This window comes from Acinetobacter sp. HR7 (assembly GCF_000773685.1).
In the GTDB taxonomy this organism is placed as follows: Bacteria; Pseudomonadota; Gammaproteobacteria; order Pseudomonadales; family Moraxellaceae; genus Acinetobacter; species Acinetobacter thermotolerans.
On record NZ_JPQO01000063.1, the window covers coordinates 1 to 16794 of the forward strand.

Consider the following 16794-nt stretch of genomic DNA (forward strand, 5'->3'; position numbering starts at 1 on the left):
CTTGCGCTCGGACATGGGCGTCTCGCAGGAGGAATCTCCGTCCTTTAGGTCGGAGAGGATGTCAAAATTCACCATCCCATAGATGAACCACCTTGTCTTGCAAAACTATGAAATCGATTTCAGTGGAATAGAATAGGTTCCTGTCACATGAGCCACTGGCTCTTTCTGTCCTTCTGAATACACCCAGACCTCACCTACCACGAGCGCTTTACCTACTTTGATCAGTCGACATTCCCCAATCAGGTCACGCTGACCATCCGGTTTACGTAGAAAGTTAATATTGATATTGGTGGTGACTGCCAAGCCTACTAGTCCAATTTCACTGAGAATTGCCACATATAAAGCAAAGTCCGCCACAGCCATAATCGTAGGGCCGGAAATCGTGCCTCCCGGCCGCAACTGACCATCATTGACTCGATAGCGCACCGTTGAGCCCTTAGGTTTAATATCAACCAACTGACAATATTCCAGACTTTGCGGGAACTCGACTGCTAAAAATTTTTGTATTTTTTCTAGACTACTTTTCATAAAAAAATCTTCCATATCACGAACAATATAGAAGATTTTTAATAGCGAATTACAGTTTAATTCTGACTACCTAGACAGCTTGTAATTCACGCATCGCCTGAGCAAAAACCTGTTCTGGTGTTTGGGTGGCATTCAAACGTTTGACACGCTCCGGATGACGCTGCCATAAAGTTTCATAACCGCTTCTGACTTTCTCAAAGAAAGAGACTTTCTCCTGTTCAAAACGGTCCAGTGCACCACGTTCACGGGCACGGTTCATCCCCAGTTCAATCGGTGCATCCAGCCAGAAAGTCACATCTGGCATACGCGCGACAAAGTTATCATTCAGTAATTTAAGCTTGGCTTCACTGAGTCCACGTCCAGCACACTGATAGGCAAAACTGGCATCGGTAAAACGGTCACACAGGACAATTTTTCCCGCTTCGAGTGCCGGCAGAATGACCTGTGCCAGATGCTGGGCACGCGCTGCATACATCAGCAGTAGTTCAGTATCGTTGCACATCGCTTCTTCATGATTCACTGCCAGCAAGAGTGAACGAATCTGTTCCGCCATTGGCGTACCACCCGGCTCACGAGTCAATACTACCTCTTTGCCTTGCGCGATAAAATCATCATAGATACGACGAATGAGCGTGGTTTTCCCTACACCTTCAGTGCCTTCAAAGCTGATAAACATGCTCACTCCTTAATTTTTGGAACGTAAAACTGACAGATATTCCTGCACAGCGCGATTATGGTCTTGCAGATTGCTGCTGAACTTATGCCCACCATTGCCGGTTGCGACAAAGTAGATATTCTGTGAATTGTCCGGATGCATCGCGGCTTCAATGGCTTTTTTACTTGGCAAGGCAATCGGCGTTGGTGGCAGACCTGCCATGGTATAAGTATTATATGGTGTTGGCGTACGCAGATCCTGGCGGGTAATATTGCCCTTGTACTTATCGCCCATACCATAAATCACAGTTGGATCAGTCTGCAGACGCATACCAATTTTCAGACGGCGTACGAATACCCCAGACACTTGCTGCAATTCGCTGTCCAGACTGGTTTCTTTTTCAATGATCGAAGCCATGATCAGCGCTTCATATTTATTCTGGTATGGCAGATCACTAGCACGGTTATTCCAGGCTTCATCCAGCGCCTGCATCTGATGACGGTACAGATCGGTCAGAATCTTGCGGTCGGTTTCACCCTTAGCAAAGAAATAGGTATTCGGCGCAAACAGCCCTTCCGGATGATTGAATGGAATATTCAACTCTTTCAGCAATTGATCGGTTGGCAGATTCACGACTTCTTTGGTCACCAGCTCATCTTTCTTCAAGCTTTCGATCAGCTGCTTAAAAGTCGTACCTTCAATCACCAGAATCCGGTTCATCTGGGCATTTTCAGAATTGGAAATCATCTGCAGCACTTCGCGAACGCTCATGCCATCATGTATTTCATATACACCGGCTTTCAAGGTGTCATGAATAATCAGACGCTGATAGACTTTGAGCAGGATCGGAAAGCTGACATGGCCTTCTTTCGCCAGTCGGTCGATAAAACCGGAATAGGTATCCCCAGCACTGATCGCCAGCATCTCTTTCTGGCCTTTGACTGGATAATCCTTGAATAAGCCACTTTTCAGGATCACAGCCAGAATCAGGAAAAACCCTAATAAAACAACCAAAATACCTTTCATAGGAAAGGAAGATTTTGCTTTATTTTTCTTTTTCGTTTTCTTTTTGGCTGTATTTTTACTGGCGGACATATTAGCTGATCTGATTTAAATGTAGACGATGAAATAACGCGATACAGGCCTCTGTATCCAGCGTTCGCTGTTCGAATTGGGCCACCATTTTCATGGGGCTCAGCGCATTACAGAAAAACAGGCTTTGGATGTGTGGAATCTCTTCCATATCCAGACTGCGCTGTTCACAGGCAATTCCCTGCTGATGCATCCGCTCTAGAATCTCGGCACGCATCACCCCGCTGACGCCATTATAGCGAAGTTCAGGAGTAATCCATGTATTGTTTATCCTTAAAAAACAATTACTGCTCACACCTTCAACAATTTCACCTTGCACATCGCAGGCCAGCGCTTCTACCCAACCCTGCTGATCCGCTTCCTGTTTCAGCATGACCTGTTCCAGCCGATTCAGGGTTTTTAAACCGACCAGCTGCGGCATACACAGCCCTAATGCTGTATTCAGTACACCACTTTCAATCTGTTCAAATTGATGCTCTTCCAAGGTTTTTGGATAGTAGTAGACCCAGAGATCCGCAGGATGATCGGGCAGACTATAACCGCGTTGCCCCATACCACGGCTAATGATGATTTTTAAAGTGCCATTCAGTACAGTTTCAGTTTCACGCAGTTTTTGCAATGTAGCGTCAATCAGCTCTAAATCCACCTGCAGGTTCATTTTCTGGCTACTCATACGTAACCGTGCTAAATGACGTTCCTGTAATTCAACCTGGTTATTGCGGATACAAGCCGTGGTAAAGCAGCCGTCGCCATAATGAAAAGCGCGATCTAGCAGATCGATATGATGGATTTGTTGTGCATTTTTAAAACACAGCATAATTTTTTCACCTCTCCAGCGAATCAGATTGCAGGCAAAGATAGACGGCACATATATATCTGTTTTACTCACATAAAATTCTTTTTTAATTATTTTTTATGCAAAAAAACTCCAGCTATTCTTGCCTCAACCAACAAAACAAAGAAACTCTTGAGGCAAATATGAACATCCGTAAATTAAAAATTGGGGTTTTAGCAGCACTAATTTCAGCAACGGCATTTAGTGTGTCTGCAAAGGACTTTTTAAATGTCTCCTATGACCCAACTCGCGAATTGTATGACAACTTTAACAAAGAATTTAAGGCGTACTGGAAAAAATCTACCGGCCAAGACGTGAACTTCAAACAGTCACATGGCGGTTCTGGCAAACAGGCACGCGCCGTGATTGATGGTCTGGATGCAGACGTGGTGACGCTGGCGCTGGCTGCTGATATTGATGAAATCGCAGCACGCGGTCTACTCCCAAAAGACTGGCAAAAGAAATTCCCGCAAAACTCTACCCCTTATACATCAACTATCGTTTTCCTGGTGAAAAAAGGCAACCCGAAAGGCATCAAGGACTGGGGTGACTTGGTAAAACCAGGTGTAGACATCATTACGCCAAATCCAAAAACTTCAGGCGGTGCACGCTGGAACTACCTGGCCGCTTGGGCTTGGGCAAAACACCAACCAGGTGGTAACGATGCCAAAGCACAAGAATTTGTCCGTCAGATCTACAAACAGACTAAAGTTCTGGACTCAGGTGCACGTGGTTCAACCACCACTTTTGCTGAACGCGGGATTGGTGACGTATTGCTGGCTTGGGAAAATGAAGCACACTTGGCAATTCGTGAGCAACCAGGCAAGTTTGAAATCATCACCCCTTCGCTGTCGATCCTGGCTGAACCACCAGTAGCAATCGTGGACAAGAATGCCAAGAAAAATAACAATGAGAACCTGGCAAAAGCTTACCTAAACTTCTTATACTCACCTGCAGGTCAGACGGTAGCAGCGAAAAACTTCTATCGTCCACGTAATACAGCAGTGCTAAAACAGTACAGTAATGTATTCAAGCCACTGAAACTGGTGACCATTGATAAAGAATTCGGTGGCTGGGATAAAGTACAGAAAAAACACTTTGCTAATGGCGGAATCTTTGACCAGCTTGTAAAAGCCAATAGCGCAAAATAATCATAAAAATTGCATCAACAATGGCCTTATTGAATAAGGCCATTGTTGTTTCAGAGACTTACAAAAAAACTTATCTTTTATTTTCATATAAAATTCATTTTTAATTATTTTTTATGCATAAAGAATAGGTTTATTCTTCACTCATGTTACAAAACGTGTAAGAGTTTGAGGTTCACATGAGCATTTCAACAAAATTAAAACTAGGGGTTCTAGCTGCTGTTATTTCAGCAACTTCGTTTTCTGCTGCAGCACGCGACTTTCTAAATGTCTCTTATGATCCAACGCGTGAACTCTACGAAGATGTCAACAAAGAATTTGGTAAATACTGGAAAAGCCGTACTGGCCAAAGCATCAACTTTAAACAGTCACATGGCGGTTCAGGTAAACAGGCGCGGGCCGTGATTGATGGTCTGGAAGCCGATGTGGTAACTCTGGCACTCGCTGCAGATATCGACGTGATTGCTGAAAAAGCAAAACTGTTGCCTGCAGACTGGCAGAAAAAATTGCCACAAAACTCGACACCTTATACTTCAACCATCGTCTTCCTAGTACGTAAAGGCAATCCAAAACACATCAAAGACTGGAATGATCTGGTGAAACCAGGTGTAGCCATCATTACGCCAAACCCTAAAACTTCTGGCGGTGCCCGCTGGAACTACCTGGCAGCTTGGGCATATGCGAAACACTTACCAGGCGGCAACGACAAAACTGCTCAAGAATTTGTCCGTAAAATCTATAAACAAACCAAAGTACTTGATTCTGGCGCGCGCGGTTCAACCACGACATTTGCGGAACGCGGCATCGGTGACGTATTACTCGCTTGGGAAAATGAAGCACATTTAGCCATTCGCGAACAACCAGGCAAATTTGAAATCGTGACTCCTTCGCTGTCTATTCTGGCTGAACCACCAGTGGCTATTGTAGAAAAGACTGTTGCGAAAAAAGGTAACAAATACTTGGCTCAAGGTTACCTGAACTTCCTGTATTCACCACTGGGTCAGGAAATTGCAGCACGTAACTTCTACCGTCCACGTAATGCCAAAGTACTGGCAAAATACAACACAGTATTTAAACCACTGAAACTGGTGACCATCGATGAGGAATTTGGTGGCTGGGACAAAGTTCAAAAAGCCCACTTTGAAAATGGTGGAGTTTTCGACCAGATCGTAAAAGCTAATACTGCGAAATAAGTTTCGCAGCTAATCAATAAGGAGCATTCGCATGACACATACCCTCATTGTTCCAGGTGTGGGCGGCAGTGAATATGAGCACTGGCAATCCTGGTTGCAACGTGGTCTGATGCAATGCTCCCGCGTTGAACAGCAAGACTGGAATCATCCTGTTCTGGATACCTGGGTAGCGCAGTTTGCTGCTACCGTTCAGAATATTCAGGATGACATCGAAGTAGTTGCCCATAGCTTTGGCTGTCTAACCAGCCTGGCAGCACTCGATCAGCATCCTGAACTGTGTAAAAAAATTAAAAAATTGATTCTTGTGGCACCGGCAAACCCTGGTCGCTTTGGCGAGAACGGTTTTGCCCGCGATAGTCAAAATGACTACAGTGCCTATTTTCATCAAATCAAGCTACAGGTTCCAACGGTACTGCTGATCAGTGAAAATGACCCTTGGCTGAGCTTTGAGGATGCGCATCACTTTGCCAAATCCTGGAAGATTAAGCCAATCAACCTAGGTCAGGTCGGTCATGTGAATGTTGCTTCGGGCTTCGGTCCCTTCCCTGAGATTAAACAATATCTAAATTCAGCGATGTCGATGCAACATATCAATAATACTGATGAAGGCAAGTATTTTTTTAAATTTGCATTTTAGATGCTGGAACTTATGCTTGTCCCAAATTTCATTTTTAATATTCGCTGGTTGTATTCAATTAGCATTCTCTCTTTTGAGGAGTAATCATGTCGCAGCGATCCCGAGTGCTGCCAGGATTTGGTCTATCTCTAGGCTTTACCCTAGCGTATTTGTCATTAATCGTCTTGATCCCGCTGTCTGCCGTATTTATTAAATCACTCGGCATCGGCTGGGACGGCTTATGGGAAATCCTGAGCTCTGAACGTATTCTCAAGTCACTCCAGCTCAGTTTCTCGACAGCTATTATTGCTGCCCTGATCAATGTAGTCTTTGGCCTGTTACTGGCATGGTGTCTGGTACGTTACAGCTTCCCAGGTAAACGTATTGTCGATGCCCTGGTCGATTTGCCGTTTGCCCTGCCGACTGCCGTTGCCGGTATTGCATTAACGTCACTGTATGCCCCTACAGGCTGGATCGGTCAGTATCTGGATCCTATTGGTATTAAAGTGGCTTATACCCCGTTGGGTATCACGCTGGCGTTGATCTTTATCGGGATTCCATTTGTGGTACGTACGGTACAGCCTGTGTTGTCAGACTTGGAAACCGAACTGGAAGAAGCTGCATCTGCACTCGGTGCTACCCGTTTTCAGATCGTGACTAAAATCATTTTCCCGATCTTGCTACCAGCACTCATCACAGGCTTTGCTTTGGCCTTTGCTCGTGGCGTAGGTGAATACGGTTCAGTCATCTTTATTGCCGGTAACCAGCCCTTCGAGACTGAAATTGCACCGCTGATGATTATTTCCCGTCTGGAAGAGTATGACTACGCTGGTGCAACTACTATCGCTGTCGTGATGCTTTTGATTTCATTTGTGATGCTATTCCTGATTAACCTCTTACAAGCTTGGGCAAGCCGTCGCACAGGGAGAACTGCACGATGAGTTTACATACCAACAGCAATGCGCTTGCTGAAAAGCTGCAATCCCGTGATGCAACCCGTGAACCAACCTGGGTGCGTTATACCCTGATTGTGATTGCGCTGATTTTCTTCCTGAGCTGCCTGATTCTGCCTTTGATTCTGGTTTTCGTTGAAGCCTTTAAACAAGGTGTTGGTGTATATGCACAGGCACTGGTACATCCAGATACGCTGTCAGCCGTTAAACTGACATTACTTACTGCAGCGATTTCAGTGCCGCTGAACGTGGTTTTTGGTATTGCAGCGGCATGGTCAGTTGCGAAGTTTAACTTCCCAGGTAAATCGATTCTGACCACCATTATTGATATGCCATTCTCGGTATCTCCAGTGATCGCCGGCCTGATGCTTGTACTGATTTTTGGTACTCAAGGCTGGATGGGTGAATGGTTGATGGATAACGACATCAAGATCCTCTATGCCGTGCCTGCAATTGTCCTGGCAACTGTATTTATTACTGTTCCATTCGTTGCCCGTGAGCTGATTCCTTTGATGGAAGCACAAGGCACCGAAGAAGAAGAAGCTGCGATTGTTCTCGGTGCATCTGGCTGGCAAACCTTCTGGAAAGTGACCCTGCCAAATATCAAATGGGGTCTGATCTACGGCGTGATTCTGTGTAATGCCCGTGCCATGGGTGAGTTCGGTGCGGTATCAGTAGTATCTGGTCATATCCGTGGTGAAACCAACACCCTGCCACTGCACGTCGAGATTCTCTATAACGAATATACCTTCAGTGCTGCGTTTGCTGTGTCTTCGCTGCTGGCTTTCCTTGCGATTGTCACCTTGGTACTTAAAACCTGGGTCGAGCTGCGCCAGGAAAAACAAAACAAAGGTAAAGAAGATTCAACAGTTTCTTAAGGAATGTCCACATGAGTATTCAAGTTAAAAATATTGAAAAACACTTTGGTGCATTCCATGCACTGAAAAACATTTCCCTGGATTTCCCAGATGGCCAGTTAGTTGCCCTGCTTGGTCCATCAGGCTGCGGTAAAACTACACTATTACGTATTATCGCAGGTCTGGAATCTGCGGACGGCGGCCAGGTAATTCTGGAAGGTGAAGATGCAACGAATGTTCATGTACGTGAACGTGAAGTTGGTTTTGTATTCCAGCACTATGCCCTGTTCCGTCATATGACTGTGTTTGACAACGTGGCTTTTGGTCTGCGTGTACGTCCACGTTCTACTCGTCCATCTGAAGCAGAAATCAAAAAACGTGTGACTTGTCTTCTAGATCTGGTTCAACTGGGTTTCCTTGCTGATCGTTATCCTGCCCAGCTTTCTGGTGGTCAGCGTCAGCGTATTGCCTTGGCTCGTGCATTAGCCGTTGAACCACGTGTATTGTTATTGGATGAGCCATTCGGTGCACTGGATGCCAAAGTTCGTAAAGAACTGCGTCGCTGGTTACGTACCCTGCATGATGAATTGCACATCACGTCTATTTTCGTAACCCACGATCAGGAAGAAGCACTCGAAGTTGCCGATCAGATCGTAGTGATGAACAAGGGTAATGTCGAGCAAATTGGTTCACCTCGTGAAGTCTATGAGACACCAGCAACACCATTCGTGTTCGACTTCCTGGGCCAAGCCAACCGTTTTGAAGGCCAGAACAATGGCGGCATCCTTCAACTTGGTGAAGATCGTGTTCAGTTTGATGCTGCGAAACAGCAAGCGCAAGGCAATGTGATTGTATTCGCGCGTCCAGACGAACTACGTATCCATGCTCAACCACAGGACAATGCAATTCAGGCGACTTTCATTCGTGAATTGTGGATTGCCGGGAAAGTGGTTGCAGAACTGAATGACCGTCAAGGCAACCTGATTGAGATTTCCCTGACCCCAGAAGAAGCTCGAGCACATCAGTTCCGACCAAATCAGACCGTATGGTTAAGCCCGCTTAACCTGCATTTATTCTCTGCAAATCAGGTCGCTTAAGACATACCAGATGGGGCCAGAGCAGCCCCATCCGCTTATAGGGTAGAAAGAATTATGAATTTCCAACAATTAAGAATTATTCGAGAGACTGTTCGACAGAACTTTAATTTAACTGAAGCTTCTGCGGCACTTTATACTTCTCAGTCTGGTGTCAGCAAGCATATTAAAGACCTGGAAGATGAACTAGGTGTACAGCTTTTTATTCGTAAAGGTAAACGTTTATTGGGTTTGACCGAACCAGGTCAGGCATTGCTCGGCATTGTAGAACGCATGCTGGTCGATGCAGACAATATCAAACGTCTGGCAGATGACTTTAACAAGGTTGATGAAGGGACATTGACCATTGCCACAACACATACTCAAGCACGTTATGTGTTGCCACCAATCGTGAATCAGTTTAAGAAAGAATTTCCAAAGGTTCACCTGATTCTGCAACAGGCAAGCCCGGTAGAAATTACTGAAATGCTGCTACAAGGTGAAGCGGATATTGGTATTGCAACTGAAGCCCTGACTACCGAAGAGAATCTGGCAAGTGTGCCGTACTATAACTGGCAGCACAGCATTATTACGCCACAAAATCACCCGTTGACCAAAAAAGAAAAAATCACGATTGAAGACCTGGCTAATTATCCAATCATCACTTATCACGGTGGTTTTACCGGCCGTTCGAAAATTGACATTGCCTTCCAGGAAGCCGGTTTTGATGTAGATATCGTGATGTCAGCTTTGGATGCTGATGTAATCAAAACCTATGTTGAACTGAACATGGGTGTCGGGATTGTCAATGATGTCGCTTATGATCCTGAACGTGACTACCGATTAAAACAGATCAAAACAGATATCTTCGGTGTTAATACCACCTGGATTGCAGTACGTAAGGGTCATTTACTACGTGGCTATGGCTATGAGTTTATTTCATTATGCTCACCAGATGCCGATATTAAAGCGCTGAAAAAAGTGGCTTATCCTGATGAATAATAAATAATTTGTAAAGAAAAAAGAGGCGTGAATAGCCTCTTTTCTCTATCTATATTTAATAATTTTTAAATATTTCAATAAATAAAAAACGAGCCGAAGCTCGTTTTTTAGCAAAAATATAAATTAGAATCGGAAGCTTACACCCAGTTTAGCCACAGGTAACCATTCGTATTCATTATCATTACGAATTTCCTCTGCTTCACGAGCTACTTCTGTTTCAAAATCTGCACCAACAGTATTAGTTGCAGAGCCTGAAGGAGTTAATGTTACTGTCGGATTTCCATTGTAATAGGCACCAATTTCGCCAAATACGCCCCAACGGTTAGTAATTGCGGGAGAGAAACCAATACCTACATATGGTGCAATATTATTTTTATATGATAACTGACCACTAATACCAGCACCATCTGGACTATCAGCTAAGAAATTTATACCGTTAATACTAAATGCTTCACCAGCACCAATACGACGATTGATGTCATAATCATTATCAATATAAGCTACACCAGCGGCGATATAGAACCAGTTCGCCCATGGACGAATTTCTGCATTTAAGTAAGTCAAATTATTTTCCATATCTAGATCATATTCAGAACCATTAATCGATAAATCATCTGACCAAGAAATATCACCGCCGTTATAACCTAAGGTTACACCAACATAGGGGTTCGCACTCCAAGAGATCGCACCACCATAACCAGTTGTACCGACTTCAGCACGTACAGATGCTGGTTTAAAGAAAGAGAATTCAGCTACACCCTCATCAGTAACAATCACTTCATCTGCGGCCATCACAGAAGTCGTTGCTGCAGCGAGTACCGACAGCGCAAAATATTTAGCAAAAGTTTTCATCTATGTCTCCTCAAAAAATTATTTTTAACGTTTTTAATCTTCGTTATGCTTGCATGTTAATTCATAACTTGATCATTCTTTATTCAAGTTTTGCTAAGTTTATGTAAGCTTTTGATACAAATAGTGCTTTTTATATGATTTTATAAGCTTTTTTGCACATTCTTGCTAATTAGATGCTTTTGCAGGAATTTTTCTTAAATATTGCCAATATCATGCTTTATATAAAAGTAAATATTCATTAATTATTGAATAGGCCTTGATCTTACTGATTTTTCTTAGTTCTTCATTATTAATTTCAATATCTGTCGTGTTTTCCATCTAATCTTTGCTCAATATAGTGTAAAATCTTGGAAATTTTTTTTCTGGAAGGAAGATCATGTCTCAGCTTTCAACAATCATTGAACAAGCGTTTGAAGACCGTGCGAATTTCACTGCAGCAGACTGTCCTGCTGAAGTTCGTCAGGCAGTTGAGGAAGTTATTGCTGGCCTGGACAATGGCTCTCTACGTGTAGCTGAAAAAATCAATGGTGAATGGGTTGTTCATCAATGGGTGAAAAAAGCGGTTCTTTTATCATTCAAACTGAATGACAATAAACCAATGGAAGCATGTGATCTTCGCTTCTATGACAAAGTGGATACCAAATTCAACGGCTGGACTGATGAACAGTTTAAAGCAGCTGGTGTACGTGTGGTTCCGCCTGCTGTTGCTCGTAAAGGCTCTTACCAGGCGAAAAATGTGGTCTTGATGCCTTCTTATGTGAACATCGGTGCGTATGTTGATGAAGGTACTATGGTGGATACATGGGCAACTGTAGGTTCATGTGCTCAAATCGGTAAAAACGTTCACCTGTCAGGTGGTGTTGGTATTGGTGGGGTTCTTGAACCACTTCAAGCAAACCCAACCATCATTGAAGATAACTGCTTTATCGGTGCACGTTCTGAAATCGTAGAAGGCGTAATCGTAGAAGAAGGTTCTGTGATTTCAATGGGCGTGTTCATTGGTCAATCTACCAAAATTTATGACCGCGCAACTGGCGAAATTCACTACGGCCGTGTTCCTGCAGGTTCAGTTGTTGTGTCTGGTACATTGCCTTCTAAAGATGGTACTTGCAACTTATATGCTGCAATTATCGTGAAAAAAGTGGATGCGAAAACTCGTGCCAAAACTAGCCTGAACGATTTGCTTCGTGAAGACTAAGATCTAATCTCTACGGAACATTGACTGTTCCCCGGAGCTTTAACTGCTCCTTGTCTCTACGGTTAAACCTAACCGTAGGGATTTTTATTTTTATACACTGTTATTTATCTCTCGGTTAATTTTGTTATGAGTACGCTTCGATCTTCCGCTATTCCTGTTACTGATCCGTCTGCGGGTTTACGCATCACGGAGATCTTCTATTCATTACAAGGTGAAGCCAATACCGCAGGTCTGCCAACCGTGTTTATCCGTCTGACCGGTTGTCCGCTACGCTGTACTTATTGTGATACCACCTACTCTTTCGAAGGTGGTGAACGTAAATCCTTAGAAGACATTATTCAAACTACTTTAGATTTTAAAACCCCCTATGTCTGTGTGACTGGCGGTGAACCACTGGCGCAGCCGAATGCACTGCCATTGATGCAACGTCTGATAGATGCCGGTTGTGAAGTGTCGCTGGAAACCAGTGGTGCACTGGATGTGTCCAAGGTAGACCCTCGCGTATCAAAAGTATTAGACTTAAAAACCCCAACTTCTGGTGAAGTTGCACGAAATTTGCTTACCAATCTCGACCATTTAGCCCAACACGACCAGATTAAGTTTGTGATCTGTAATCGTGAGGATTATGAATGGTCCAAACAGCAGGTGGAGCAGTACCAACTGAATGAAAAAGTCAGTACGGTCTGGTTCTCCCCCGCCTTTGCTGTTGAAAAAGGTGCTGTTCGCCTGCCACAACTGGCACGTGATCTGGCTCAGTGGATTTTAGAAGATCATCTCCCTGTTCGTTTCCAGCTGCAGCTGCATAAACTGCTCTGGAACGATGAAACTGGTCGTTAATTATTTATTAAATATTTTGGAGATTTAGCTATGCGCCCTCGTGCCATTGTATTGTTATCTGGCGGATTAGACTCAACCACATGTTTAGCCTGGGCGCAGGCACGCTATGAATGTATCGCACTCAGTTTCATGTACGGTCAGCGTTCGACCACGGAACTGGATGCAGCACGTGCATTGACGCAACGTGCAGGTGTAGAACATCGTGTCATCAATATTGACCTAGGTAACTTAGGCGGTTCTGCACTGACTGACCATAGTATTGATGTACCTGACCATGCTCAAGAAGGTATTCCGGTGACTTACGTCCCTGCACGTAATACCATTTTCCTGTCTTATGCACTGGCAGCCGCAGAAGTTTTTGGTGCGGAAGCGATTGTGATTGGGATTAATGCAGTCGATTATTCAGGTTATCCAGACTGCCGTCCGGAATTTATTGAAGCCTTTGCCAATATGGCGCGTTTGGCGACTAAAGTGGGTGTTGAGGGTAAACCGCTCAAGTTTGAAACACCTTTGTTACATTTATCCAAAGCAAATATTATTCGCTTAGGCATTGAGCATGGCGTAGACTATAGCCAAACGGTTTCTTGCTACCAGGCAGACGACCAAGGACGTGCTTGTGGTAAATGTGACAGCTGTCGTCTACGCAAACAGGGCTTTGCAGATGCGGGTGTCGAGGATCCGACACGTTATATACCGTAATAACAAGGTAGAGTTTATGAAAAATTTAAAATCAAATATTGTTCTTGCAGCTTTAGTTTCAGCTGCTGCATTCGCGACAACTGCTCAAGCAAATGACAGCAAACTGCAAAATGCTTATAAAAGCACTAACGTGAAAGCTGCACTGATCAATGTTTGTAAAGAAGAAACTGGTAAAGGCAAACAATTGACCTCTGCTGAAGTTAGTAAATATTGTACTTGTGCTGTAGAAGCGGATGGCAAACTTACCAATGCGCAAAAATGGGAAATCCAGAGCGCAATTAACCAGAAAAAAAGCCCTTCAACTCTAGCTTTTGTGCAAAAACAGAATAAAGACCTGCAAGCATGTTTCGGTCCTCAGCTAACCAACAAGCTGAAAACTTTGACTGAACAAGCACAAAAAGCAGCGGCTGCGAAAAAATAATTTCTGATTATTCTTAGCAGAAATAAGCCACTATAATGTGGCTTATTTTTTTGTAAAAATTACAATAGTAATGGAGTTTATATGTCTGACATCAGCTTGCTCGATCAAACTTTTCCAACCACAACCGGTGAAATCAACCTAGCTAAACTGGATGCAGAATGGCTGATTGTCTATTTCTATCCGAAAGATTCAACTCCAGGCTGTACCACTCAGGCAGTTGGCTTCTCTTGCCTGAAAGACCAGTTTGATGCACTCAATACTACGATTCTGGGTGTCTCTCGTGACTCCGTAAAAGCTCACCAGAACTTTACCGAGAAACAGAACCTGACCATTAACCTGATTAGTGACAAAGAAGAAGTGCTATGCAAACACTTTGACGTGATCAAAGAAAAGAACATGTATGGTAAAAAAGTCATGGGCATTGAACGCTCAACGTTCATTTTCCATAACGGCAAATTGGTGAAAGAATACCGTAAAGTAAAAGCAGCCGGTCATGCTGAACAGGTTTTAGATGATCTAAAAGCACTACAAGCTGCTTGATTCTCTAATCTGAAATAAAAAATGAGTCCGATTTGGACTCATTTTTTATGGCTCACGCAAAGATCAATGACAATGCAATTCCCCACATTACAATCCCAATCAATACATCCAGAATCTGCCAGGCACGTGGGCTTTTAAATATGGGTAATAGCAGTTTGGCTCCATAGCCCAAACTAAAAAAGAACAGTACCGAGGCTGTCATACTGCCCAAGGCAAAATAGGGCTTCATCTCAGAAAATTTAACTGAAATTGAACCCAGCAACACCACTGTATCTAGATACACATGCGGATTCAGCCAAGTAAAGCCTAGGCAGATTAGACAGGTTTTAATTAAGGAATTGGCTGGATGCTCTTCAGGAATCAGCAAAGATTGCCCTGCCTGTAAGGCCTGTTTTAAGTGAATTCCACCATAGACCAGCAGAAATATTGCGCCCGCATAACGTGCCAGTTGGGTAAAAACCTCATGTTGCTGAATCCAGTGCCCAAAACCTAATACCCCTAGTGCAATCAGAATCGCATCCGATAAAGCACAGATCAGGCAGATCCAAAATATATGCTGCTGTTTTAATCCCTGTTTCAGGACAAAGGTATTTTGTGCACCAATGGTAAGGATCAGGCTAAAGCCCATTGCCAGTCCTTGCAGATAAGCATTCCACATTACACTACCCCGGTTCCATTTTTGATAGGTGCAATTATGGCGTGGGCTCTTGAAAATTAAATAAAATTAAGAAAATATAAATATAACTAAAATAATTTTAAGAAACTTATGTTGCTTAACTCAAAATATTGTGATGCCTTTCTGGCTGTCGCGGAAACCCAAAGCTTTGAAGCTGCAGCAAAGGTATTGAATCTTACTGCTTCTGCTGTGACCTTAAGGGTACAAAGCCTGGAAAAATCTCTAGGTCAAGTCCTGATCCTGCGGGAACGTCCATGCAAAGTGACTCATGCCGGACAAATGCTGATGGAACATCTGCAAAGCCAGCGTCTGCGGGAACAACAGTTGTTACAGCAATTTCATGGTCTGGATACTAATGAATTTAGTGTGCTGCATATTGCGACCAATGCAGACTCACTCGCGACTTGGCTATTACCCACGCTGTCTAAGTTATTATTACAAGAGAAAATCATCCTGAAATTTCAGGTGGCTGATCAGAGCCAGACACATATGCTGCTGGAAACCGGGAAAGTTAGCGCCTGTATCAGCTCACAGTCACAGGCTATGAAAGGCTGTCAAGCTACATTGATTGGCGCGATGACTTATCGAATGGTCGCGACGCCGGTTTTTATTCAACGCTGGTTCAGTCAAGGTATCCATCGTGAATCGCTACGCAAGACACCTGCGATTATTTACAATGATCAGGATCAGTTACATAGTGATGTTTTATTAACACACTTTGGTCTGACGCAACAGAGCTATCCATTTCACTATCTTCCCTCTTCGACTGCTTTTGCCGAAGCGATCTTTGCCGGTTTGGGTTATGGACTGGTTCCGGATTATCAGATTGCTGATCGAATACAGCGAAATACATTGGTAGAAATTCTTCCCGAATGTAGAACAGATGTGAAGCTATATTGGCATCACTGGAAGCAGCAATCACCAGCGCTACAACAGCTTACGACAGTCATTCTGGAACAAGCCAAACAACACTTAAATTGTCCTGTTTCAAAATAATCTTTTTATATCAGAAATAGAAAGTTAGATTACTCAGTTTTCCACTGTCCGATCAGATGAATATTGACCTTTTCACCAAGTCCTGCAGTGGCTTTTTTCATGCCAAAATCAGAACGATTCACTACTGTAGTTGATAGTATATCGAGTATATCTGGGTTACTTTTATTTTGAGTCAGAGTAGTATCAAACACCACCGGGCGAGTCACCCCTCGTACCGTCAGTTGCCCCAAAATCTGATAGCGATTATTCCCCTTCGGCTTAAACTGGGTACTTTTAAAACTTACTGTTTTATAACGTGAAGCATAAAACAGGTCTTCTCCCATAATCATATTTCTAAGGCTGGGCTTGGAAACCTGTAAATTATCCACCTGCGCGGTAAATTCAGTTGCCCCTTGCTGCGGTTTATCAGGATCAAACTGCATATGGCCCTTGAATTGCGGGAAAACTCCCTTCACTACAGTCAGCCCTAGGGAGTTGATAGTGAAACTAACCTCACTTTGTGGGGTTAATGTCCAACTTTTGGCATAGGCAGCCGTCATCCCCATAACTGACAGACACCCTGCATAGGCAACATTTTTCAAAACCAGATTCATCGTGTTACTCCATCGTAATCCAATGAACTT

General features: G+C 43.7%; 20 protein-coding genes. 13 read left to right on the forward strand and 7 right to left on the reverse strand.

Annotated features, from left to right (window positions below):
• Positions 1-105: 105 nt before the first annotated feature.
• The 4 genes from GW12_RS04100 to pabC all read right to left on the reverse strand — a co-directional run bounded on the left by GW12_RS04100 (position 106) and on the right by pabC (position 3092).
• Positions 106-528 (reverse strand): PaaI family thioesterase, encoded by a 423-nt coding sequence (locus tag GW12_RS04100; protein ID WP_034583833.1) that lies wholly within the window; start codon positions 526-528, stop codon positions 106-108.
• A gap of 70 nt (positions 529-598) precedes the next feature.
• Complete coding sequence (tmk, locus tag GW12_RS04105) at positions 599-1204, reverse strand: dTMP kinase (protein WP_034583854.1); 606 nt, start codon at positions 1202-1204, stop codon at positions 599-601.
• 9 nt (positions 1205-1213) lie between these two features.
• Positions 1214-2278 (reverse strand): endolytic transglycosylase MltG, encoded by a 1065-nt coding sequence (gene mltG, locus GW12_RS04110; RefSeq protein ID WP_034583856.1) that lies wholly within the window; start codon positions 2276-2278, stop codon positions 1214-1216.
• Between the two features lies 1 nt (position 2279).
• Positions 2280-3092: an aminodeoxychorismate lyase gene (gene pabC, locus GW12_RS04115; protein ID WP_034583858.1), complete on the reverse strand. Its 813-nt coding sequence runs from the start codon at positions 3090-3092 to the stop codon at positions 2280-2282.
• Positions 3093-3253: 161 nt separating this feature from the next.
• Here pabC and GW12_RS04120 point away from each other — a divergent pair, with 161 nt between their 5' ends.
• From GW12_RS04120 to GW12_RS04150, 7 genes are all read left to right on the forward strand, one after another.
• Entirely contained in the window at positions 3254-4261 is a 1008-nt protein-coding gene (locus GW12_RS04120; RefSeq protein WP_034583861.1) for a sulfate ABC transporter substrate-binding protein, read from the forward strand.
• Positions 4262-4437: 176 nt separating this feature from the next.
• Entirely contained in the window at positions 4438-5451 is a 1014-nt protein-coding gene (locus GW12_RS04125) for a sulfate ABC transporter substrate-binding protein (protein ID WP_034583864.1), read from the forward strand.
• A gap of 31 nt (positions 5452-5482) precedes the next feature.
• Positions 5483-6088, forward strand: a complete 606-nt coding sequence (locus tag GW12_RS04130) for an alpha/beta hydrolase (RefSeq protein WP_034583866.1) — start codon at positions 5483-5485, stop codon at positions 6086-6088.
• A gap of 86 nt (positions 6089-6174) precedes the next feature.
• A complete protein-coding gene (gene cysT, locus GW12_RS04135) occupies positions 6175-7008 on the forward strand; it encodes a sulfate ABC transporter permease subunit CysT (protein ID WP_034583868.1) in 834 nt (277 codons plus the stop codon).
• Positions 7005-7898 carry a sulfate ABC transporter permease subunit CysW gene (gene cysW, locus GW12_RS04140; protein ID WP_034583870.1) on the forward strand — a complete coding sequence of 298 codons (894 nt, stop codon included), beginning with the start codon at positions 7005-7007 and terminating at the stop codon, positions 7896-7898. Before cysT ends, cysW begins: the two co-directional genes overlap by 4 nt.
• A gap of 11 nt (positions 7899-7909) precedes the next feature.
• Complete coding sequence (locus GW12_RS04145; RefSeq protein ID WP_034583872.1) at positions 7910-8974, forward strand: sulfate/molybdate ABC transporter ATP-binding protein; 1065 nt, start codon at positions 7910-7912, stop codon at positions 8972-8974.
• 54 nt (positions 8975-9028) lie between these two features.
• Positions 9029-9952 (forward strand): CysB family HTH-type transcriptional regulator, encoded by a 924-nt coding sequence (locus GW12_RS04150; protein ID WP_034583874.1) that lies wholly within the window; start codon positions 9029-9031, stop codon positions 9950-9952.
• A 123-nt stretch (positions 9953-10075) separates the two neighbouring features.
• Here the strand turns inward: GW12_RS04150 and carO are convergent, their stop codons facing one another.
• Positions 10076-10804, reverse strand: a complete 729-nt coding sequence (gene carO, locus GW12_RS04155; protein ID WP_034583876.1) for an ornithine uptake porin CarO — start codon at positions 10802-10804, stop codon at positions 10076-10078.
• A 376-nt stretch (positions 10805-11180) separates the two neighbouring features.
• On the opposite strand from carO, the gene dapD reads away from it, so the two are divergent.
• From dapD to GW12_RS04180, 5 genes are all read left to right on the forward strand, one after another.
• Positions 11181-12002, forward strand: coding sequence for a 2,3,4,5-tetrahydropyridine-2,6-dicarboxylate N-succinyltransferase (gene dapD, locus GW12_RS04160; protein WP_034583878.1), 822 nt, complete (start codon positions 11181-11183; stop codon positions 12000-12002).
• Positions 12003-12128: 126 nt separating this feature from the next.
• Complete coding sequence (gene queE / locus GW12_RS04165; RefSeq protein ID WP_034583880.1) at positions 12129-12839, forward strand: 7-carboxy-7-deazaguanine synthase QueE; 711 nt, start codon at positions 12129-12131, stop codon at positions 12837-12839.
• Positions 12840-12869: 30 nt separating this feature from the next.
• On the forward strand, positions 12870-13538 hold the full coding sequence (gene queC / locus GW12_RS04170) for a 7-cyano-7-deazaguanine synthase QueC (protein ID WP_034583883.1): 669 nt from the start codon (positions 12870-12872) through the stop codon (positions 13536-13538).
• Between the two features lie 16 nt (positions 13539-13554).
• Positions 13555-13959, forward strand: a complete 405-nt coding sequence (locus tag GW12_RS04175) for a hypothetical protein (protein WP_034583886.1) — start codon at positions 13555-13557, stop codon at positions 13957-13959.
• Between the two features lie 81 nt (positions 13960-14040).
• Entirely contained in the window at positions 14041-14499 is a 459-nt protein-coding gene (locus GW12_RS04180) for a peroxiredoxin (RefSeq protein ID WP_034583889.1), read from the forward strand.
• Positions 14500-14551: 52 nt separating this feature from the next.
• Here the strand turns inward: GW12_RS04180 and GW12_RS04185 are convergent, their stop codons facing one another.
• Complete coding sequence (locus GW12_RS04185; protein ID WP_034583892.1) at positions 14552-15157, reverse strand: LysE/ArgO family amino acid transporter; 606 nt, start codon at positions 15155-15157, stop codon at positions 14552-14554.
• Between the two features lie 111 nt (positions 15158-15268).
• On the opposite strand from GW12_RS04185, the gene GW12_RS04190 reads away from it, so the two are divergent.
• Positions 15269-16171, forward strand: coding sequence for a LysR family transcriptional regulator ArgP (locus GW12_RS04190; RefSeq protein WP_034583918.1), 903 nt, complete (start codon positions 15269-15271; stop codon positions 16169-16171).
• Between the two features lie 29 nt (positions 16172-16200).
• On the opposite strand, the gene GW12_RS04195 is transcribed toward GW12_RS04190, so the two are convergent.
• Complete coding sequence (locus tag GW12_RS04195) at positions 16201-16764, reverse strand: YceI family protein (RefSeq protein ID WP_034583895.1); 564 nt, start codon at positions 16762-16764, stop codon at positions 16201-16203.
• Positions 16765-16794: the final 30 nt, after the last annotated feature.

Coding starts and splice junctions, on each gene's coding strand:
- GW12_RS04100 (WP_034583833.1), bottom strand. CDS start 528: ATGAAAAGTAGTCTAGAAAAAATACAAAAATTTTTAGCAGTCGAGTTC.
- tmk (WP_034583854.1), bottom strand. CDS start 1,204: ATGTTTATCAGCTTTGAAGGCACTGAAGGTGTAGGGAAAACCACGCTC.
- mltG (WP_034583856.1), bottom strand. CDS start 2,278: ATGTCCGCCAGTAAAAATACAGCCAAAAAGAAAACGAAAAAGAAAAAT.
- pabC (WP_034583858.1), bottom strand. CDS start 3,092: ATGCTGTGTTTTAAAAATGCACAACAAATCCATCATATCGATCTGCTA.
- GW12_RS04120 (WP_034583861.1), top strand. CDS start 3,254: ATGAACATCCGTAAATTAAAAATTGGGGTTTTAGCAGCACTAATTTCA.
- GW12_RS04125 (WP_034583864.1), top strand. CDS start 4,438: ATGAGCATTTCAACAAAATTAAAACTAGGGGTTCTAGCTGCTGTTATT.
- GW12_RS04130 (WP_034583866.1), top strand. CDS start 5,483: ATGACACATACCCTCATTGTTCCAGGTGTGGGCGGCAGTGAATATGAG.
- cysT (WP_034583868.1), top strand. CDS start 6,175: ATGTCGCAGCGATCCCGAGTGCTGCCAGGATTTGGTCTATCTCTAGGC.
- cysW (WP_034583870.1), top strand. CDS start 7,005: ATGAGTTTACATACCAACAGCAATGCGCTTGCTGAAAAGCTGCAATCC.
- GW12_RS04145 (WP_034583872.1), top strand. CDS start 7,910: ATGAGTATTCAAGTTAAAAATATTGAAAAACACTTTGGTGCATTCCAT.
- GW12_RS04150 (WP_034583874.1), top strand. CDS start 9,029: ATGAATTTCCAACAATTAAGAATTATTCGAGAGACTGTTCGACAGAAC.
- carO (WP_034583876.1), bottom strand. CDS start 10,804: ATGAAAACTTTTGCTAAATATTTTGCGCTGTCGGTACTCGCTGCAGCA.
- dapD (WP_034583878.1), top strand. CDS start 11,181: ATGTCTCAGCTTTCAACAATCATTGAACAAGCGTTTGAAGACCGTGCG.
- queE (WP_034583880.1), top strand. CDS start 12,129: ATGAGTACGCTTCGATCTTCCGCTATTCCTGTTACTGATCCGTCTGCG.
- queC (WP_034583883.1), top strand. CDS start 12,870: ATGCGCCCTCGTGCCATTGTATTGTTATCTGGCGGATTAGACTCAACC.
- GW12_RS04175 (WP_034583886.1), top strand. CDS start 13,555: ATGAAAAATTTAAAATCAAATATTGTTCTTGCAGCTTTAGTTTCAGCT.
- GW12_RS04180 (WP_034583889.1), top strand. CDS start 14,041: ATGTCTGACATCAGCTTGCTCGATCAAACTTTTCCAACCACAACCGGT.
- GW12_RS04185 (WP_034583892.1), bottom strand. CDS start 15,157: ATGTGGAATGCTTATCTGCAAGGACTGGCAATGGGCTTTAGCCTGATC.
- GW12_RS04195 (WP_034583895.1), bottom strand. CDS start 16,764: ATGAATCTGGTTTTGAAAAATGTTGCCTATGCAGGGTGTCTGTCAGTT.